Source organism: Thalassotalea marina, assembly GCF_014656435.1.
GTDB lineage: Bacteria > Pseudomonadota > Gammaproteobacteria > Enterobacterales > Alteromonadaceae > Thalassotalea_C > Thalassotalea_C marina.
This window is the reverse complement of the sequence record NZ_BNCK01000008.1, coordinates 124,228-143,597: the sequence shown is the minus strand read 5'-3', so window position 1 is coordinate 143,597 and position 19,370 is coordinate 124,228. Positions and strand designations below refer to the sequence as shown.

At 39.4% G+C, this 19,370-nt stretch carries 18 protein-coding genes; 10 read left to right on the top strand and 8 right to left on the bottom strand.

Annotated features, from left to right (window positions below; translation table 11 throughout):
- Positions 1-72 precede the first annotated feature (72 nt).
- The 6 genes from IE199_RS16670 to bluB form a co-directional block, all read right to left on the bottom strand.
- Positions 73-474: a hypothetical protein gene (locus tag IE199_RS16670; RefSeq protein ID WP_189772837.1), complete on the bottom strand. Its 402-nt coding sequence runs from the start codon at positions 472-474 to the stop codon at positions 73-75.
- Positions 474-3,545: an error-prone DNA polymerase gene (locus tag IE199_RS16665; RefSeq protein WP_189772835.1), complete on the bottom strand. Its 3,072-nt coding sequence runs from the start codon at positions 3,543-3,545 to the stop codon at positions 474-476. The genes IE199_RS16670 and IE199_RS16665 overlap by 1 nt, the downstream gene beginning before the upstream one ends.
- Entirely contained in the window at positions 3,545-4,951 is a 1,407-nt protein-coding gene (locus tag IE199_RS16660; protein WP_189772833.1) for a Y-family DNA polymerase, read from the bottom strand. Before IE199_RS16660 ends, IE199_RS16665 begins: the two co-directional genes overlap by 1 nt.
- A 2-nt stretch (positions 4,952-4,953) precedes the next feature.
- Positions 4,954-5,634, bottom strand: coding sequence for a translesion DNA synthesis-associated protein ImuA (gene imuA / locus IE199_RS16655; RefSeq protein WP_189772831.1), 681 nt, complete (start codon positions 5,632-5,634; stop codon positions 4,954-4,956).
- A 205-nt stretch (positions 5,635-5,839) separates the two neighbouring features.
- A complete protein-coding gene (locus IE199_RS16650) occupies positions 5,840-6,754 on the bottom strand; it encodes a TlpA family protein disulfide reductase (RefSeq protein WP_189772829.1) in 915 nt (304 codons plus the stop codon).
- Between the two features lie 64 nt (positions 6,755-6,818).
- Entirely contained in the window at positions 6,819-7,472 is a 654-nt protein-coding gene (bluB, locus tag IE199_RS16645) for a 5,6-dimethylbenzimidazole synthase (RefSeq protein ID WP_189772827.1), read from the bottom strand.
- Positions 7,473-7,657: 185 nt separating this feature from the next.
- Here bluB and ribA point away from each other — a divergent pair, with 185 nt between their 5' ends.
- The 3 genes from ribA to IE199_RS16630 all read left to right on the top strand — a co-directional run bounded on the left by ribA (position 7,658) and on the right by IE199_RS16630 (position 9,882).
- Complete coding sequence (ribA, locus tag IE199_RS16640) at positions 7,658-8,275, top strand: GTP cyclohydrolase II RibA (RefSeq protein ID WP_189772825.1); 618 nt, start codon at positions 7,658-7,660, stop codon at positions 8,273-8,275.
- Between the two features lie 132 nt (positions 8,276-8,407).
- Positions 8,408-9,268: an alpha/beta hydrolase gene (locus tag IE199_RS16635; RefSeq protein ID WP_189772823.1), complete on the top strand. Its 861-nt coding sequence runs from the start codon at positions 8,408-8,410 to the stop codon at positions 9,266-9,268.
- Positions 9,265-9,882, top strand: coding sequence for a TetR/AcrR family transcriptional regulator (locus IE199_RS16630; RefSeq protein WP_189772821.1), 618 nt, complete (start codon positions 9,265-9,267; stop codon positions 9,880-9,882). Before IE199_RS16635 ends, IE199_RS16630 begins: the two co-directional genes overlap by 4 nt.
- Here the strand turns inward: IE199_RS16630 and IE199_RS16625 are convergent.
- Positions 9,879-10,844, bottom strand: a complete 966-nt coding sequence (locus tag IE199_RS16625; protein WP_189772819.1) for a phosphotransferase — start codon at positions 10,842-10,844, stop codon at positions 9,879-9,881. The genes IE199_RS16630 and IE199_RS16625 overlap by 4 nt on opposite strands.
- 135 nt (positions 10,845-10,979) lie before the next feature.
- On the opposite strand from IE199_RS16625, the gene IE199_RS16620 reads away from it, so the two are divergent.
- The 6 genes from IE199_RS16620 to IE199_RS16595 all read left to right on the top strand — a co-directional run bounded on the left by IE199_RS16620 (position 10,980) and on the right by IE199_RS16595 (position 18,271).
- Complete coding sequence (locus tag IE199_RS16620) at positions 10,980-11,621, top strand: hypothetical protein (protein ID WP_189772817.1); 642 nt, start codon at positions 10,980-10,982, stop codon at positions 11,619-11,621.
- On the top strand, positions 11,618-12,382 hold the full coding sequence (locus tag IE199_RS16615) for a DUF3307 domain-containing protein (RefSeq protein WP_229854782.1): 765 nt from the start codon (positions 11,618-11,620) through the stop codon (positions 12,380-12,382). Before IE199_RS16620 ends, IE199_RS16615 begins: the two co-directional genes overlap by 4 nt.
- Before the next feature lie 89 nt (positions 12,383-12,471).
- A complete protein-coding gene (locus tag IE199_RS16610; protein WP_189772815.1) occupies positions 12,472-13,422 on the top strand; it encodes an alpha/beta fold hydrolase in 951 nt (316 codons plus the stop codon).
- A 385-nt stretch (positions 13,423-13,807) separates the two neighbouring features.
- Positions 13,808-16,603 (top strand): TonB-dependent receptor plug domain-containing protein, encoded by a 2,796-nt coding sequence (locus IE199_RS16605; RefSeq protein ID WP_189772813.1) that lies wholly within the window; start codon positions 13,808-13,810, stop codon positions 16,601-16,603.
- Positions 16,604-16,956: 353 nt separating this feature from the next.
- Complete coding sequence (locus IE199_RS16600; protein ID WP_189772811.1) at positions 16,957-17,364, top strand: GFA family protein; 408 nt, start codon at positions 16,957-16,959, stop codon at positions 17,362-17,364.
- 169 nt (positions 17,365-17,533) lie between these two features.
- Positions 17,534-18,271, top strand: coding sequence for a substrate-binding periplasmic protein (locus IE199_RS16595; protein ID WP_189772809.1), 738 nt, complete (start codon positions 17,534-17,536; stop codon positions 18,269-18,271).
- 16 nt (positions 18,272-18,287) lie between these two features.
- On the opposite strand, the gene IE199_RS16590 is transcribed toward IE199_RS16595, so the two are convergent.
- Positions 18,288-18,632, bottom strand: a complete 345-nt coding sequence (locus tag IE199_RS16590; protein WP_189772807.1) for a Fis family transcriptional regulator — start codon at positions 18,630-18,632, stop codon at positions 18,288-18,290.
- Positions 18,633-18,817: 185 nt separating this feature from the next.
- On the opposite strand from IE199_RS16590, the gene IE199_RS16585 reads away from it, so the two are divergent.
- Entirely contained in the window at positions 18,818-19,330 is a 513-nt protein-coding gene (locus IE199_RS16585) for a TFIIB-type zinc ribbon-containing protein (protein WP_189772804.1), read from the top strand.
- Positions 19,331-19,370 lie beyond the last annotated feature (40 nt).

Here is a 19,370-nt window from a genome sequence, read left to right as displayed (position 1 = left end):
GGCATTAAATCTTTAGTCAATTGTGTAATGCATTGGTATTAGTATGTTAAAGCGCGATTTAATTACAATAAATTACAACAATACACTGACAGAGTCGATGACACCTAGCGCGTCTTTTTCAATCGCCGCTTGGCGTTCTTCTTCTGTTAAAATGCCAACAAATGGCGTTTTGCGTCTGATTTTACGCATGTAGGGTGTATCTTCTGTCATCCCCTGCAAAAATACCTCTGGTTGGTCAATGAGCTCTAATATACTGATCCAGTTAATGTAGTGGCTGTAACGTATGGTTTTTTCTTCTCGCTGTTGTTCTAACTTTTCTTTCACTTGCACAGCAAGCGAATGATCAGCGAGTAGCTTTTCGGCAATGGCGCGATGAATGGCGATGATTTGCCTATCGATATTTTCATCTTTTATACCCGTTTTTTTAATGGAATACGGTCTGTTTTTTCTGTGATTACTGCGTCGATTAAACATTAATGAAAATCCCGTGATGTTGTTTTTAAGGTAGCCAGTTCGTCTGTTAAGTCAATCAATTTACCAGCGATCACATGTGTCACTTCCCCTTCGCGCTCTAACATACCTTTTACTTTTAAAATTTTAGCTGTCATGTAAGGCTGTTTTTGCGCTCTAGAGGTTGCCGACCATACCACGACATTGATATTGCCGGTATCGTCTTCTAAGGTCATAAACGTTACGCCAGAGGCAGTACCTGGCGCTTGTTTTCCGGTCACAACACCGACCACAGTGACCAATGATTTGTGTGCTTTATCTTTTAATTCTGTCATACGTGTAAACTTGGTTAACTTGCCCGCTTCATCAAGCAAGGTGATCGGGTGTTTATTTAACGATAACCCCGTTGAGGCGTAATCTTCACTCAGGGTATCAATATCACTTGGCGCAAAATAAAATGCCTCTTGCTGCCCTTCATGAACGGCAAACAACGGCATATTTTGCTCTGTATCCATAATTTTCCAACGTGTTTGGTAGCGATTACCTGCAATGCGATGAAAGGCATCGGCACTGGCCAACTGTTCCATGGCATAGCGGTTAAGACCGAGTTGTTTTACCTGATTCACTGACTCAAAACCTTGCTTGGGCCTCTGCTGTAATAATTGTTTAGCCGCCTGCTGGGCAAAGCCATTAATAATGCGTAAACCTAGTCGTATCGCTTTATTACCTTCATCATCAACCACTTGATGATCATAGTATGATTCATTCACACACACAGGTAACACCTTAATGTCATGCCGTTTAGCGTCTTGTATCAGTTGTGACGGGGAATAAAACCCCATAGGTAAACTATTTAATAACGAAGTATAAAACAACGCTGGATAATAATACTTAAGCCATGCTGACACATAAGCTAATACGGCAAAAGACGCCGAATGGCTCTCTGGAAAACCATATTCGCCAAAACCTAATATTTGATTAAATATTTGTTCAGCAAACGCTACCTGATAACCACGCGCCTGCATGCCGTTGATCAACTTGGTTTTAAACTGCATGAGCTTGCCGTTTTTTTTCCAACTGGCCATCGCGCGTCTTAGCTGATCGGCCTCACCGCCTGTAAAGCCAGCAGCTACCATGGCAAGTTTAATCACCTGCTCCTGAAAAATAGGGACACCTAAGGTGCGCTCAAGCACGCTTTTAACTTCCTCTGACGGATATTCAACAGGCTCAAGGCCGTCTCGCCTTTTTAAAAAAGGATGTACCATATCCCCTTGTATTGGCCCAGGGCGCACAATAGCAATTTGAATGACTAAGTCATAATAACACTTAGGTTTCAGACGAGGTAACATGCTCATTTGAGCGCGAGATTCTATTTGAAACAAACCAACGGTATCTGCTTGTTGGATCATAGCGTAGACATCAGGGTCGCCTTGTAAGCGGGTAATTGAGGCAATACTCAATTCACGTTGATAGTGCTGCTCTACCAAAGTAAAGCATTTACGAATGGCACTTAACATGCCCAAGGCTAAAACATCAACTTTTAATAAGCCTAGCGATTCTAAATCGTCTTTATCCCACTGAATAACGGTACGTTCTGGCATACTGGCGTTTTCTACTGGCACCAATTCATACAAAGCGCCTGCTGAAATCACAAAGCCGCCAACATGTTGAGATAAGTGCCGTGGAAAGCCCTTTATTTCATTCACTAAATGAATAAACTGTTGGCCTTTGCTCGAGTCAGGATTTAACCCTAATTCCACCACTTGCGATTGCCAATCAAGCCCTCGGTCGCGGCGGTTAATGTTTTTAATAAAAAACTCTAACTGGGTGATATTGATGCCCAGCGCTTTACCCACTTCACGTATCGCGCTTTTTAAACGATAGCTGATCACCGTTGCAGCAATTGCAGTACGTTCTCTACCATATTTTTGATAGATATACTGAATAACCTCTTCGCGACGTTCATGTTCAAAATCTACATCGATATCAGGTGGTTCATCACGCTCTTTACTGATAAAACGCTCAAACAATACATTAATTTGCCGAGGATCTACCGAAGTGATTTCTAAGCAGTAACACACGATAGAGTTTGCCGCTGAGCCTCTACCCTGATACAAAATGCCTTGCTGTTTAGCAAACATCACCACATCGTGAATGGTGAGAAAATAATAGGGGTAATTCAACTCTTCTATCAGAGTCAGCTCTTTTTCAATCGTGCGTTCAATGTCACTTGGTATGCCGTCAGGAAAACGAATGTTAATACCTTTTGCCACTAGCTCTCGTAAATGCGCTATTGGCGTTTTATGGTTAGGGACTAACTCTGCGGGATATTCGTACTTAAGTTCAGCTAAATTAAAGGTGCATTGGCTAGCAATATAACAAGCTTGCATTAACCACTCATGCTTAAATAACTTACTCAACTTTGTTGTTGAGCGTAGCGTTCGTTCAGCATTAGATAAACGCTGATGTCCTAAATCAGCAATCGGCACTCCAGCTTTAATCGCCGTGAGAGTGTGCTGTAACTCTAAGCGATTAGCATGATGAAACAATACACCGCCACAGGCACAAATAGGTAATTCAAACTGTTTAGCTAACGCAACATTATGCTGAATATAAGTTTGATCGTTATGCAATAAACGCCGCTGCATACCTAGCCATAAACGAGGCCTATGGTACTTGGTTAACCACAGCCCCCAGTGCTCATCACTTACATTCCCTGTTGGTAGCCAAATAACAAAACAATGTTTGACCGACATTAAATCCCATTCTTGTAAGGCGTAATCACCTTTTTCGCTACGTCTTCTTGCATTGGTGATAACACGACAAAGCTCGGCATATGCCTTGCGGTGTGGGCACAATAAAATCACCTGTAATTCATCATTAAGCCAAAACATACTGCCAACAATAAGCTTAATCGCCAGCTCATGTTCTTTTATTGCGCTATGTGCTCGCACCACACCAGCGACTGAACATTCATCCGTAATGGCAATGGCTTGATAGCCTAAAAAGTTAGCTTGGATCGCTAATTCTTCAGGATGTGATGCCCCTTGTAAAAACGAAAAGTTACTTTGGCAAAATAATTCAGCGTATTGCATCAACTAAACATTCCGTGAATAAACCACTGTTGGTTTTTGTCTTTAAATAACCACAACCAACGCCCGGTTTCACTTCGGCCAATAAAGTAATCTCGAACAACAGGGTGATCATCCCACCAGCCGGTGACTACACGCTCTGGGCAAGAGACGATTTGAATCGCTTCTGTCGGCGGAACGGGAGTTGGCAACAATAAGCTTGGGCGTAATAGCTCACTTTTTAGGATTTTTGCCTGTACAGAAAAAGGTGCAGTTAACTGATTGGCAACTTCAGGGCGGTCATCATGTGCTATCTGCAGCCCTTTAATTTTATCTTTACCCAACTTGGCCGATAAAATCGATACTAACTCAGAAGATGACAAACTGCCCTGAGAGCCTTTAAATAAATCAACACGCTGTGCGTATTTATTGAGTGTTCGTGTCACTTTTAAAGTGATGGCGATCACAGGCGCATTAAGCTTTATCGATTCTAAAGACAATTGTGTCAACTGCTTCCACTTATCGGCACGATACTCGCCTTGTGCCGCGGTCACACTAAAACTTAAATCGTCACTATCGCGCTGATGTAGCACAAGCAATACCTCTGCAGCTAACTTATCTTTGAGCCTAAGGTAGCGATCAAGTAGTTGATAAAGTTTTAATAACGGCTTTTCCAAATACTGTAGATTAGACACTTCATAATAAAGCTCCAAATATTGCTCGAAGTGTTCAGGTGGAATATAAAAATTAACCGGATGTTGCAATTGCCCTGTCAGCCGACCAATATAATTGACGACCTCAATGTTAAAGCGTTTTGATAATGCGGGTAAGCTTAGTGATAGTAAATCGTCAAAACAATGAACGCCAACTTTCGCTAAGTGATTGATCACTTTAGGCTCAAGATCGGCACAAATCAGCGGTTGTTCCGCTATTTTTTGCTGTAAATAATGCTGATCCGCACAAATGTGATCTAATCGTTGTCGCGCTAACATTCTGGCGGCATAAGGCGAATAGCCCGTCGCGTAGTGATAACTCAGCGCCAAGCGATTTAAGTGCTGAGCAAGATGCTGCCAATAACTATTTAAATTTTGATGCAGGGTTAACATGTTTGACACCCTGAGCAACAAGCCATTAGGTGGATATAAAGCAATATCGGCCGTCACCGAATATAACCAGTGAGCAATGCGTTTTAACAAGCGACTTTCCACCTGTTGCTGATAAGGCAGTACTTTTAGCTCACTACACAAAGATGATGCGCTACCTAAGCCCATCCCCACACGAATGCCTTCATCAATTGCTAGCTGACTGAGTTGCACCACTTCATTGCGCTTTTCATCAACAATAATTAATGGCTTTATGCCAACATCGGGTTGTCGAAATAAAGCGTCTAACTGTAATGATGGAAAATGCAAATAAAGCCACAGCGTCATACTTAACTCACTTTCACCTTAGGAAAGTGCACCACGTTATCTGGCCTTGCCTGTACAGTAAGTGCCGGCCAATAATCAGCCATGCCTATGGTAAAATCGCCTGACGGCCACCCTTGTTTGCGTTTATTAATACGCGCTAAAACGCCTTGTTCATGTGCTTGTAGCGACATGCTTAAATCAAAAGGCAATGACAAAGATTCCGCTTTATTTACCCGCAAAATAAACTGATGGCTGTTACCTGTATGACTGGCAACTTGTAAACGTTTAATTTGGTGTACTTCCAGTGCTTGGTTTAGCCACATCACCACACTATGACAAGCACCACTGCGTAAACATTGCTCTGCCGCCCACAATGCTTGTTGCTGATCATCGGGGTAGACAATCAAGACTTTATCCAATTCAAAGCCTTGAGCCGCCAATGCTTGAGCACTGACAATACCCTGCGGCGCGATAAACACCACTAAGCGTTCTTGTGAAAAGGCTTGTTTAAGCAAAGGTAACAACAAACGCAGCTCACCAATACCTGGCTCACTTTGTATTTCAGTCACCCCCTGAGTAAAACCACCGGCAAGCTGTTCATCCAAGGTTTGATAACCGCTAGATTCACCCACACTAACCGTTGCTTTTTTGGAGCCCTGCCACACTAAATGCTGATGTTGCAATATATCGATTAACTTATTCATGATTCAAATCACCTGTATATATTTACAGTATAATTTACTGGTAAAAAATTTCTAGTGATCGATGAATAAATTTTTCTATTCAATTAAAAAGCATAAAAAAAGGCGACCTACCGCATCAACACAAAAGAAGCAGTTTGTCGCCATCATATATTGCTTATTATGAGTAGTGGCTTATACCAATTGGTATCACCCTATTTTTTGTACATTATTTTACCGTTTTTAACCACGCTTCAAATTCATATTTACCTGCATACACACCCAATAATTTTTTCTGGTTATCGACGATTAAATAAGTAGGTGTTCCTAGATTAGCAAGCACACGAGTTAAAGCAGAATCAGCCACTTCACCTTGATATATAACAAAAGGGTATGCGATCTCACTTTGTTCAATATGTGTTTTAAAGCTGTCTATATCAGCGGCACCTGCAATACCAATGACAGTAAACTTTTCTTGCTGGTGCAGCGCATTTATTGCAGGAATCGCCTTGCGACAAAAGCCACACCCATCACTATACACTTGGAAAATCGTCCATGGCGTCGTCTTTACTAAATCATCGATATGTTGCCCTGATAACGTTTTTGCATCCAATGACCATGTTTTATTAACTATTGGTTTTGGCAGCGCTAATTTTTTTATCTGTTCAGCGATTTTCTTTTCTCTTTGAGCTAGCTTATTTTGTCTTTCAGCTAAGGCTTGTTGATTTTCTGGCGTATTGCGTAGATATAATTGAACACTCACCTTGCCATCGACAAAACCTTTTGACTCCAACATCGCTAGGCCAATGCCAACATCATCAACAAACCCCACTGTTTGCGGCTGAGCAGATAAAAAATGTGATTGGCCTTTGCTATCTATAACTTCCACTAGGAAATCATTAATAATGTTATTATTGACACCACTAAAGGCAAAAGGAGTCGCTATCGCCCCTTTTAAGACATCACCTTGTGCATAAAGATGTACAGGAGGGAAACGCGTTGAGTTGGATGAAAAAGGTAATGTTGTATTTTCTCTTGAGTCCCACTCTAACCAGTTATCAAGGTTTATTTCATTCGCTTGTAATAACCTTGGCATATTTAGCAACAACGCTAATAACAAATAGGTAAAGAACTTTATAGCCATGTGCTTTCCTTAGCATGTAATTAAAAACTAGCATCAAATTACAAATAAAAACAACACATTGCAACTAATCGTTTTTTACTGACCACTTTTCTTTATGAATTAAACGCTCTAGATTTTCTCTTGGTAGCCAACCAAACTCTTCCAGCTCAGGTTTGCTTTTAAATTTAGAGACATACCCTAAACACAAGTAGCCAATAATATCGATGTGATCTGGAATGGCTAACGTATCTCGCAGCACTTGGTCGTGAATAATGCTAACCCAACCCAAGCCGATATTTTCAGCGCGCGCCGCTAACCACATGTTTTGAATAGCACAAACTGTACTATACAAATCCATTTCTGGTTTAATAGTACGCCCAATAACAACGGGGCCATTGCGTTGTCTATCACAAGTAACACAAATCCCTAATGGCGATTCAACAATGCCTTCAAGTTTAATGTTTTGATATGCCGCGCGTTTATCTTCAGAAAACTGTGCTGCTGATTCTGCATTGGCAAGATCAAAGCCCTGTTTAATGGCTTGTTTAGTCGCTTGCTCTGTCACCAAAATAAAATCCCAGGGCTGCATAAAGCCAACACTGGGAGCGTGATGACCTGCCGATAAAATACGCGCTAAAACATCGTCAGCGATGGGTTTATCTAAAAACTCCCTGCGCACATCTCGTCGTGCATAAATGACCTTGTATAACGCATCTCTTTCTACATCACTTATATTCATACTATCCCCCAGCAAAAGCCGGACGATTTTGCATGGTATTCCTTTAGAAATCTAGCCCCACTAAAAACAACTGTATAGAATTTGTCACAAATAAGAATCTAATAATTTCCATATCATGATAGATGTTGTTAACAATAACAGGTAAAATGCGCGCTTCGCTGTAGTTTTGATAAGGCAAATTCACAATGACCGATATACGTTCTAGAGTTTCTCTACATGTTGGCAAGCAAGGTAATATTCCTGCTGAAATTGTCACGTTTAAACAATTTACTACTGGCAACGAACATATCGCCATTATTTTTAAACAAGCAGATCAAACACAAACAGCTCCTTTAGTCCGTATGCACTCGGAATGTTTAACGGGTGATGTATTCCATTCTTCACGTTGTGACTGTGGTGATCAGCTAGATGAAACCATTGAGCGCATGTCAAAAGAAGGTGGTATTTTGTTGTACCTTCGTCAAGAAGGCCGTGGCATTGGTTTATACAACAAGTTAGACGCTTACGAGCTACAGTCTCAAGGCATGAACACCTATCAAGCGAACAAAGCATTAGGTTTTGGTGAAGACGAGCGTGAATATTCAGACGCCGTACACATGTTAAAAGCATTAAAAGTGCAACGTTTAACCTTGATCACCAATAATCCGAAAAAAATCGCTGCCCTAGCAGCTAACTTTGAATTAGTTGCCGACGAGCGCACCGGCACTTATGTGAAACAAGATAACCTCTGTTACTTAAAAACAAAGTCAGCCCACGGCGACCACTTACTCAACGCCGAAAAATTCACACCAAAAGCCAGTTAATCTGGCTTTTTTTATACCTAATTTTTATCCCATTATTTGCCTTGATTAAATTTTCTTCTTTACATAAAAGTACACTTGTTCTATTTTAATAAAAGTACAAGTGTACTATTTTTAAAAAAGTGGATGCTCAAAATGAAATTTAATTATTTTCACGGTAAACAACAAAAGTTTGGTATTACGCAGCTAGGGCTTGCCATAACAGCAGCTTTTGCCAAGTTAGCACCGAAATTAAGTACGCTTGTAGGTAAACAATTGCTGTTAAACCCACATGGCAGACGTCGCTATCAATTTAAGCAAATTGAACCGAGACATGAGCTTAACTTAGTCACCTCTATGGGTACTGCACATGTGAACTTATTTGGCTCAAGCAGAGAGGTCATTGTCTTAACTCATGGTTGGGGAGATAACAGCTACAGTTTTGAACGTCTCATTCAATCGTTGACCGAACAAGGATATATGGTTGCCGCCGTTGATCACATTGGCCATGGCAAATCAACCGGTAACAAAGCTCACCTATTAAGTTTTATTGAAACCATGGAAATCTTACTTGAACACTTTGAGCTAGAACGCATTAAGGTTAGCGCTATTGTCGCGCATTCCATGGGCGCTATCGCGACATTGAACTTGCCTGAAGCGTCACTAGACAATAAAAAAATTGTCTTGATCTCATCCCCTGTGCAATTTTTTGATCTGATGTTTGAAAAAGTTGAGCAAGTGGGTATTTCTAGGCGATTATTGATCCGAGTATTGGAACAAGTTAGCGGTGCATATGGCCGAACATGGCATCAGTTAAAATCAGAAAACCAACGCAATAAACTGGGAATGGACGTCACTTTTGTTCATGATTTAAACGATCGCTTTGCGCCATTCGAGCACCTTAAACAGTTTATCCAAGGTCATGACAAAGTTATTACTACTGAAGGACTTGGTCACAGCAAAATTTTAGGGGATACTAAGGTTATTGATTCAATTACTCGGGTACTGGCTTCTTGAGCAATAAAGGCGAACGCACTCGCAAAGAAATTTTAAAACAAAGCATCATCTTTAGCAGTAAATTTGGCTTGGCTGATATCACTATAGGTCAAGTCTCTAAACTGTGTAATATGTCGCGAACTGGCGTTATTTCACACTTTAAAAACAAAGAAGATATGCAAATTGCGATTTTGCAATTTGGTGAAGATCTCTACATTGACCGCGTGATTAAACCTGCTTGGCGTGAAAACCATTTAGAACATGTAGAAGCACTACTCGACAATTGGGCGAATTGGACCAGTGAGATGTTTAATGATTATTTGATCAGCTGTCCCTTTATCAAAGCGGTTGTAGAATTTCAAAATCGTCCAGACTCTCCAGTGCGTACTTTTGTGATTGATCAACAAAACAGGCTAATTGACTATTTACGCCATCGCATTCAACGCTGTATTGAGCATGATTTATTAATTCCCGATGCTAAAAGCCATGTCATTGCCTATGAACTGTATAGCCTGTATTTAGGGCACGCCATTACTCAACACACTGTCACCTTTGAAACCGCAGATGCTATGTTTCGCCAAAGTGTTAAGCGTTTACTTAAGCAGTATCGACGTGAAGCAACTATCACAGATTAAAGCAGTGCCAGCCCTTGTGCTGATTTTTCTTTCATAAAATGACAAACTTTCCAGCTCTCTGGGTTCCATCCCAATAAAAAGCGATAAAAGTCAGCCCAAGCAATAGGATATAACTCGGTATATTCTTGTGATAAGGCACCCATATCTATGCGCTTGTTGTAGTGTATTAGCGCTTCTTTAAGACATGATAGGTAGATATCAAGTATTTGATCATCATATTGATAAAGTTGCTGATTAGAAAAACAACTACCAGCAAGGTAAGCCAGATCTTTTACCCCTACTCCTTTACCGACATATTGAAAATCAACAGCAGCGACTCTATCCCCTGCTGTTTGAAAGCATAAATTAGCAAATTTAGCATCACCATGGATCAAGGTTAAAAACTGTGCTTGATTCAATTTATTATCAATGTTGCTCGCTTGTGTTTTATATTCACTTTCTGGCATGCCTTGCCATTCATCTTGACGAGTTGCTAAGTGCCAGTAGCTGCCAATTGGCCAAAGCCCTTGCCCATCATTGCCGATAAAGTTTGCATGAAAATAGGCAAGCCATTTTACTGCACGGGTAAATGTGTCCCAACAGCCTTTATCATATCGAAGATCGTAGCCATTCTCATCCAAGTCTTCCATAACTAACAAAGTGTATTCTCTGTCGTTTAAACTCGCGATAAGCTTTGGCACTTTATGATAAATATCTGTCGATTGTGCGTACTCTTGATAAAAATGAGCTTCTACTTGGTAGGATTTAAGCTTTCGTTGATGGCCAACTAAAGAGTTCCAACCTCTGGGATGATTAACTTGATCAGGTGGTGCAACCACTTTTACGATGAAATGTTTTGCCTGTTTATGGCTAAAAATACGAAGTATCTGTCCATAGCCACTCCACAATGACTGAACTTGATGCGATAACGCTATTGAATCATCTTCAAGTAAATGTTTAAGCTTATTTATTATATCTACCATCGTCATTTAACTATTTCTAACACCTAAAAAAGCAACTAAATATAATTGCCAAATATAAAGGCAACTATATTTGATTGCCTAAATCAAAGCAATTATATATAGTTTATATCGAATATGACGAGAGTATATCGAATTATGAGCTTAGCCGTATTAACTGGCGACATAGTAAACTCCACTAAAATGCCAGCAACTGAATATCAATTAGTCATTAACAGACTACAACGCTTAATTGTTCAGGCAGATGAACACTTCTCTGCATCAGGACAGATCTTTAGAGGCGACGCCTTTCAGTTGCACTATACAGACATAGCGCAAGCGTTAAAAAGTACTTTGCTTATCAAGTTAGGTTTGTACATCACAGAACAAGTACCAAGCCCTGTGCAATGCACTTTGTCATTAGCCTATGGACAAGGATTGGTTAAAAACGAAAGCCCAAATACCTCATCAGGGCCCGTTTATACCACCTCTGGCAGGGAGTTGGAAAATACAACAAGTGGCGATTTATCTGTGCATATATCTCACTGTGATGCTCAGAATGAACTTATCTTACTGACGCAATTTTTAAATCATTTGTTAAACCGCTTAACAAAAACTCAAGCTGAGTTACTATATCAGTATGTAATGAGTGACTTTGCAGAACACAAAAAACTGGCAGAGCTAACAGGCACAACTAGACAAAACATTAGTAACCGCTTAGCGAATATTGGTGCGACGTTAGTTGAAAATTATTGTCAACTCATCAACCAATATGTAGCGACTATCAAAGGGAACATATGATCGAATTATTGCTGCTTTTAATCACGGCTCATGTCATTGCTGATTTCTATTTACAGCCTGCAAGTTGGGTAAGCTGTAGAAACAGCAAACACCTTAAATCTCCGGCGCTGAAAAAACACCTTCTTGTTCATGCTACTTTGTACTCACTGGTGTTTATCACCTGCCAAACCTCAATATTCGCCGCTATTATCGCAGTCATTGTTCTCACTTTAACTCATGGCATCATAGATTTATGGAAATCATATAGGCCAAACAACTTAACTTACTTTGTCATTGATCAGCTGTTACATTTATTGATAATTTTGAGCGTTTGGATAGCAATAGCGCAAATAAGTTGGCAAAGCATACAAGACGCGTTAATTCTTATCGCTCAACCACAAAATGTCATTATCGCATTAGCTTACGTTCTGGTTTGTAAACCAGCCTCGGTCATTATTGCGCTGGCATTGCAAAAATATACTCGCGCCTTATCGCAAGAAAATAGTAACTCAGCACATGCAACTGACAATATGGGATTAGTGTCTGCAGGCGCCATGATAGGTTACATTGAGCGTTGTTTAGCCATCACATTTATTTTTGTTGGACAATTTGCAGGTATTGGATTTCTTGTCGCAACAAAAACTATTTTCCGTTTTGGCGATCTCACTAAAAACAAAGACATGAAGCTAACGGAATACATGATGTTAGGCACGCTACTTAGCTATGCGATTGCGCTAGTCATTGGCTGGAACGCTATAGATTTATATCAACAACTTAGCTAACGATACTATTTAACATAAAGTTTTAACTAACACGTCATATTAATGCATTAAAGTAAGTGATCGGGCTTGCCAATTCCGCCTTTTACTTAATGAAAAACAACGTTGTTACCCCTTCTGGAATCTCATTACATTATGAAGACGCTGGAAGAAAATCTGCTCCAGCAATAATTTTGATCATGGGCTTAGGCGCACAAATGACAGCCTGGCCAGACGAACTCTACTATGGCTTAGTTAACAAAGGGTTTCGAGTTATTCGATTTGATAACCGAGATGTCGGCAAGTCAAGCCACTTAAATCACCATCAAGCCCCTAACATTGTAAAAACTTGGTTAAGTCGAAAATTCTCTTTACCAGTAAAAACGCCTTATAACCTAGATGATATGGCAGACGACGTATTAGCCATAATGAAAGCGAGGAAAATAAAAAAAGCACATATCGTCGGCGCATCGATGGGCGGTATGATTGCGCAAATATTGGCAGCAAAACATAAAAAACGAGTATTAAGTTTAGTTTCTATAATGTCATCGTCACATGCTCCGTTTATCTCTAAAGAAAACCTCGCGTTACTCATTAAGTTGGCCAAGTTTCAGCAAAATACACCTGAAGCTGCTATTGAATACAACATAAAACTCAACCAATTAATTAGCAGTAAAACACACTTACCCGACATAGATACTTTGCGTAACAAAGCACTCAACCATGTACGCCGAGGTCATAATCCTCAGGGTGTAAAGCGCCAACTGGCCGCGATGACAGCTAGCGGCTGTAGAAAACATTTAAATACCAAAATCAAAGTGCCGACATTAGTTATTCACGGAGCTAACGATCCGGTAATATCAGTAAATAAAGGCCAAGAAACAGCACAACATATTAAAAAAGCAAAACTGAAGGTCATCGAAGATATGGCGCACGACTTTCCTCTCCCGCTAATGAAAAAACTGACTAAACAGATCACTAAACATGTTAAAAAAGCTGAGCGAAAGCGCCAACAAAAATTAGTAAAAAAACAAACGTCACTAACTCCAATAAATCAACATTAATTAAGGGGTGTTGGCAAATCAATTTAAACACAAATATCTATTGAAATACCTATGTCAACAAGCTTCAAATTGATTACATTAAGTACAACTTTGTAATAATTTGTTAACAAAATATTGACCATTTATTAATCGGCATATATCAATTAGTTATTAAAGCGTTGTTTTTATTGCCTTTGCTCTCGTACACAAACCAACCTGCCCAAAAAACAAACACTTAATAGGTTTCATAAATGTTACAACTAGGTTTTATCCTTGTTGTTATTCATGTTAAAAGATGCGCACAAATTTCGGCACGACTGCAAGTTACAACAATGCGTAACCTGATATGTCAGCCTACGAAATTTGCAATATAAAACATAAAATATAAAAACTAGGGAATCTCAATTTGAAAAATTTAAGTATTTTAGCAGTTGCTGTAAAATCAGCGCTGTTTGCAGGTGCTGTCACAAGTTTTGCTTCTGTTGCTGCTGACGAGCAAAACGCAGCGGAAGACAAGAAAATCGAAAAAGTAACCGTCACAGGTTCACGTATCAAGCGTATCGATTTTGAAGGTCCTTCTCCTGTAACTGTTTTAAGCGCTGAAGATATGCAAGCAGCTGGTTTTAACAACGTATATGACGCGTTACAAAACCTAACTATCGCACAAGGCGTTGCGGGCGAGCAATCTGCCAACAGTTCACAAATGGCTGGCCAGCAAATTAACATCCGAGGCCTAGGCCCTGCGCGTGCATTAACACTTATTAATGGCCGCCGTGTTACTGACAACCCAACGGCATCATACAACTCTGGTCAGTTCTTTGACTTTTCCATTATTCCAATGGCAGCTGTTAAGCGTATCGAAGTATTAACGGGTGGTGGTTCAGCTATTTACGGTTCAGACGCTGTAGCTGGTGTTATTAACGTTATTCTTAAAGAAAATGTAGAAGATACTGAACTTAACCTTACTTACGGTAAAAGAACTGAAGGCGGCGGTGTTCAGAAATCAATTCAGCTTGTTTCAGGCTATAGCACAGACAAGTTAAGCTCTACTTTTACTTTTGAATACCAAGAGCAAGAAGGTTTATGGGCGCAAGATAAAGGTGCATTTGATCACTTAAATGATAACCCGAATGGCCACGATGGTTCTGCTTCACGTATTGCTTGGCACTATATTGGCGGCGGTGCATTTAAATCACCTACAGCTGAAACTTGTGAAGCGATGGCACCAGGAAGTGTACCTCTACCATATGCATCTAACTATGATGGCTTAATTTGTGGTACAGAAAGAACAAGTAACTATAGTATCGAAAACCCGAGAGAGCGTATCTCTGCTTTAGCTAACTTTACTTATGACCTTACAGATGATGTTCAATTATTTGGTAACGCATTAGCATGGGCCTCTGAAACAAATAACCAAATTTTCCGTAAAGGTATTGTTTGGCGTGGTGATAATCCATATACAAACAAATACGAACAAGCTTACGTGAGCTTTTCTCAGGAAGATTTCCCTGCGAGTAGCTTCAACGAAAAAGAAACTTATGCATTTTTGGGTGGCGCTCGCGGCGTAATCTTTGATGAGTTTGACTGGGTATTAGGTGTAAACTTAAGCCGTACTAGCGAATACCAAAAATCACGTCAATTTAAGCAAAAAGCAGTAACTGAGTGGATTCAAGCTGTTGACTATGACCCAATCCAACCTTTTGATACTAGCTTGTTATCAGAAGATTCTGTGGGCTACCGTTGGTCAGACGCATTTTCTACTTCTCGCTCAATTGATTTCTCTGTATCAGGTAGTGTTTATGAGCTTCCAGCTGGCCCAATTCAGTTTTCAACCATTGCCGAATATAAGCGTGATGAGTATAAAATTGTAGTAGACCCGACAGCTAGACAAGGCCAAGATCCTGAAGGGGGTTGGACTAATGGCTCGGCATCTTTTGGTGCTGGTGACCGTGAACGTTTCTCGTTAGGTGTAGAGTTTAATGTGCCAGTTACTGAGCAAATCGAGTTAGGTGTTGCTTCACGTTATGACTCATATCATGATAAATCAGAGACCGGTGGCCGTTTAACAAGCCAGGCATCACTTACTTATCGCCCACTTGAAAACTTATTGTTTAGAACAAGTGTTGCAGAGTCATTCCGCGCACCAGATATGCACCACGTATTCCGTGCTCGCAGCGACGGTTTCTATAATTCAGGTGTTTATGATTTTTACCAATGTCGTTTAGATGATACAGGTAATGGCAACCAGGACGGCTATAAAGCTGGCTGTTTGGACTTTACCCCAAGTACTGGTGGTAGCCCACGTCATTTAGGTATAGGTAACGCTAAACTTAAAGAAGAAAAGGGTCTTAACTATAATATTGGTGTGGTTTATGAGCCAATTGAAAACTTGACGTTAAAGTTAGACTACTACGACATTGAAATTGAAAATGAAATTACATCAGAAAGCATCACAGATATTCTAAAACGTGAAGCTGATTGTCGTATCGGTAGAGCGCACCCTGAAGATGGTACAGAAACTTACGACATCAATTCAGAAGAATGTCAAAGAACCATTAGTCAAGTAGAGCGAGAGCCTTCTGATGAAAACGGTATTGGTGAAATTGTTCGCCTTAAGCCAGCTTATATTAACCGTTCTTCAACACGTCAGTCTGGTTACGACTTTAAACTTACTTATAAATTAACTACTGATGACTGGGGTTTCTTCAAAGCAGATGCTGGCTATACCTATGTAGATAAATGGGAAACAACTGACCTTGATGTTACTCGTGATATTTATAGTACGTTGACTAACGATGACAGCCGTACACCAAGATCTAACTTGTCAGCTCAATTAGGTTGGGGCTATGGTGATTTCTATACGCAGTTCACTGCATTTAGAAAAGGCTCAATCTTACGTGAAGACTGCTTCCGTGGTTACGAAGAAGATGGAGTTACTGAGAAGTATGATCGTTCATTAGAGTGTAACGAAAAAACCGCTGATGGTGAAAATAAGCTGAAGCGACTTGACGCACAATGGACTGTGAATATGACAATGAGTTACTCATTCATTGAAAATCATAGAATTATCCTATCAGTGAACAACTTAACTGATCATAACGGCCGCAAAGACCAAACTGAACAAGATTGGCCTTGGGTAAACAGAGATGTTTATGATATTAAAGGACGTTATGCATCTCTTAGATATAACTTCAAATTCTAATATTTAATTGAAGTTAATCATTATTTAATGCCGGTGAGTTAAATGCTTACCGGCATTTTTTTATCTATAAAACACTTAAATTTAGTAGAAAGTTACAGACAAAAATAAAGCGCTCCAAAGAAGCGCCTTATGTGTCAGGAAAAGCGTCGAACTAACTACCTGAAAGTAATTTAGGGTTAATCACTAGGTTGCGTACGCCGTGAGCATGATCTTCATTAAACTCTTTAGCATTGCTTTATACTAAACACTTAGTAATAGGTATTTCGTTGACAGCGAGCAAGGCTAAGTACAATTATAAGTAAAAGACCAGAATATCTGATATGGTTAAATGACGTTAAGTACAGGAATATACGATGAATAAATATTACCAAGGGTCATGTTTGTGTGGTGAAATCAAACTTGAAATTACGGGCAATCTTGAACAATTTTTTCTTTGTCACTGCCAACACTGCCAAAAAGATACTGGCTCAGCCTATGCCGCTAATTTGTTTTCCACCACGGCGTCACTACACATTCTGTCAGGAAATGACAATATCCAAACGTTTAAACTCACAAACAGCAGACACAGTAAAAGCTTTTGTAGCCGTTGCGGATCAGCCATGCCACATTATCAAATGGACGGAAAATTATTGGTTGTACCGGCGGGTTGTTTAGATACCCCAATAGACATTATGCCTAATGCACACATCTTCACTGATAGTAAGGCAAACTGGGAGCACCATTTGAATAATATTCCAAGTCTGGGTGGTCTGCCCACTTAAGGTAAAAATATTATTAAAATGTGATATTAATCAATTAGTAGCCTTATTTTTTCTACTTAGCCTTTATCGCTAAAAACAATTTGATTAAAATCTCCATTTTAAAGTTACAATAATGTTAACAACCAATTTAAAGGAACAGAAGGTGTTGATAAATAAAAAGATTATATTTATGTATCTTTTATTCACTATGCCAACCGTTACCGCAAAAGAAGCGTTAGACATTGTTGTGGGTTTAGAAAGACCGCCATATATCATAGAAGAAAACGCTCAGGGCTTTGAGTTAGAGCTGGTTAATGCCGTATTAAATCGGTTAGACAAAGCGGCTAATTATTTATTTGTGCCTTTTGGCCGTTCAGAAAAAATGTTAATGAATGACAGCATTGACGGCATGACAACAACTAATGCTTATATGATCTCAAACAAGGAGCAACTAACAAATCCTTATGTTATTTACCAAAACGTTGCTATCTCTCTATCTGAAAACAATCTAAGTATTGAGCAAATTCAAGATCTTGGTAACTATTCAATAGCAACCTTTGAGGAAGCGCATAAGGTACTTGGCGAAGAATTTACCCAAGCTATTGAACGAAGTCCAATGTATACGCAAGTAGTAGACAGGTTATCGCAATTAGAATTACTATTTCGTAATCGAGTTGATGTTATCGTGATGGACATCAATATTTTCAATTATTTTTATGCCATTAATAAAACACACTTTAATGAACAAGCGTTTGAGGTACATGATATCTTTCCAAAGATGCATTACCAAATGGCCTTTAAAGATCTCAAGTTAGTTAGTGATTTCAACCACGCCTATCAAGAATTTATTCAATCAACAGAATTTAGCAAGTTACAAAGTAAATACAAAATGTTGCTTGCCGAAATCCCTGAGCAAAACGCGCCGTAACGCTTTATATTTCCTATCAATGCACTAAACGTTTCGCCCAGTTTCCTGCATGTTGCTGTCTGCAATTTTCTTCTGTGTCGTAGCTAATCTGAGTTTTGGGTTTTACGAGTTTAATGTTTATTTTGTTTAATGCTGATACAACTTGATCAGCTAGAAAAGTATTTTGCGAGCAACGTAAATAATTAGCTAAATTTGCATTGGTATCAAAAACAAGCGTGATTTCCAAGCTATGTGGAAATCGGTTGTAATCTACTGTATGAGTTAACCACTCAAAACCGTCGATTTGCTTTAACGCATGTTCACAAACTTCAGTCAGTACTTGTATTATTTGGTTATCTATTTTTTTATCAGTTTTACGCATGTCGGTATCAAGTCTGTTTTAATTTTATAAAAATAAAACAGAAATTAGTGATTAGCTTGAGTATAGTGAATGCTATTGTAACCAGACTACTGATAAAAATCTTTTTTATGACACAATCACAATGCACATCATGCCACCATATAACTCAAGGTAAAATCATGCATTGCCCCATGTGTAATGGCAGCATGAAAATTCAAAGACCATCAACTGTAAAAAACTGCCCTCGTTGTAAAACAACCTTAGAAGTTCATCATTATAGAAACCTAGAATTAGACAAATGTATTCAATGTGAAGGGCTTTGGATAGAGCCGGAAAAATTCTCAGTGTTAACTTCAGAATTTGACGTATATCGAGATGATACTAGCGATCCCAATTATTCTCGACCAGGATTACCAGCAGCAGAAAATTATTTACCCTGCCCCAATTGCCAAAATGTTATGTCTAGACGAAATTTTAAAGCTATTTCTGGCGTATTAATTGACGCCTGCATTCATTGTGGAGTGTGGTTAGACAAAGACGAACTGCAACATATCCGCAATTTTATCGCTAGCGGCGGATTAGATAAGTCGCAAGACAGACAACTAACCAAACAACAATTAGATATTGAAGAGTTAGAAGACAGAGTCTCAGATCTTGAGTTAATGGAAAAAATGCTCAATAAATTTGACTTAAAAAGAATATTTTTCAGAGGGTTCTAACATCCACAAATACAATATTGTTAACGTTAGCCCTCTTCAA

Excerpts from the sequence above, each read along its gene's own strand:
- IE199_RS16590 (WP_189772807.1), bottom strand. The coding sequence starts at position 18,632 with ATGCGTAAAACTGATAAAAAAATAGATAACCAAATAATACAAGTACTG.
- IE199_RS16660 (WP_189772833.1), bottom strand. The coding sequence starts at position 4,951 with ATGACGCTGTGGCTTTATTTGCATTTTCCATCATTACAGTTAGACGCT.
- IE199_RS16585 (WP_189772804.1), top strand. The coding sequence starts at position 18,818 with ATGAAAATTCAAAGACCATCAACTGTAAAAAACTGCCCTCGTTGTAAA.
- IE199_RS16600 (WP_189772811.1), top strand. The coding sequence starts at position 16,957 with ATGAATAAATATTACCAAGGGTCATGTTTGTGTGGTGAAATCAAACTT.
- bluB (WP_189772827.1), bottom strand. The coding sequence starts at position 7,472 with ATGAATATAAGTGATGTAGAAAGAGATGCGTTATACAAGGTCATTTAT.
- IE199_RS16595 (WP_189772809.1), top strand. The coding sequence starts at position 17,534 with ATGTATCTTTTATTCACTATGCCAACCGTTACCGCAAAAGAAGCGTTA.
- ribA (WP_189772825.1), top strand. The coding sequence starts at position 7,658 with ATGACCGATATACGTTCTAGAGTTTCTCTACATGTTGGCAAGCAAGGT.
- IE199_RS16620 (WP_189772817.1), top strand. The coding sequence starts at position 10,980 with ATGAGCTTAGCCGTATTAACTGGCGACATAGTAAACTCCACTAAAATG.
- IE199_RS16610 (WP_189772815.1), top strand. The coding sequence starts at position 12,472 with ATGAAAAACAACGTTGTTACCCCTTCTGGAATCTCATTACATTATGAA.
- IE199_RS16635 (WP_189772823.1), top strand. The coding sequence starts at position 8,408 with ATGAAATTTAATTATTTTCACGGTAAACAACAAAAGTTTGGTATTACG.
- IE199_RS16615 (WP_229854782.1), top strand. The coding sequence starts at position 11,618 with ATGATCGAATTATTGCTGCTTTTAATCACGGCTCATGTCATTGCTGAT.
- IE199_RS16650 (WP_189772829.1), bottom strand. The coding sequence starts at position 6,754 with ATGGCTATAAAGTTCTTTACCTATTTGTTATTAGCGTTGTTGCTAAAT.
- IE199_RS16670 (WP_189772837.1), bottom strand. The coding sequence starts at position 474 with ATGTTTAATCGACGCAGTAATCACAGAAAAAACAGACCGTATTCCATT.
- IE199_RS16665 (WP_189772835.1), bottom strand. The coding sequence starts at position 3,545 with ATGCAATACGCTGAATTATTTTGCCAAAGTAACTTTTCGTTTTTACAA.
- imuA (WP_189772831.1), bottom strand. The coding sequence starts at position 5,634 with ATGAATAAGTTAATCGATATATTGCAACATCAGCATTTAGTGTGGCAG.
- IE199_RS16625 (WP_189772819.1), bottom strand. The coding sequence starts at position 10,844 with ATGGTAGATATAATAAATAAGCTTAAACATTTACTTGAAGATGATTCA.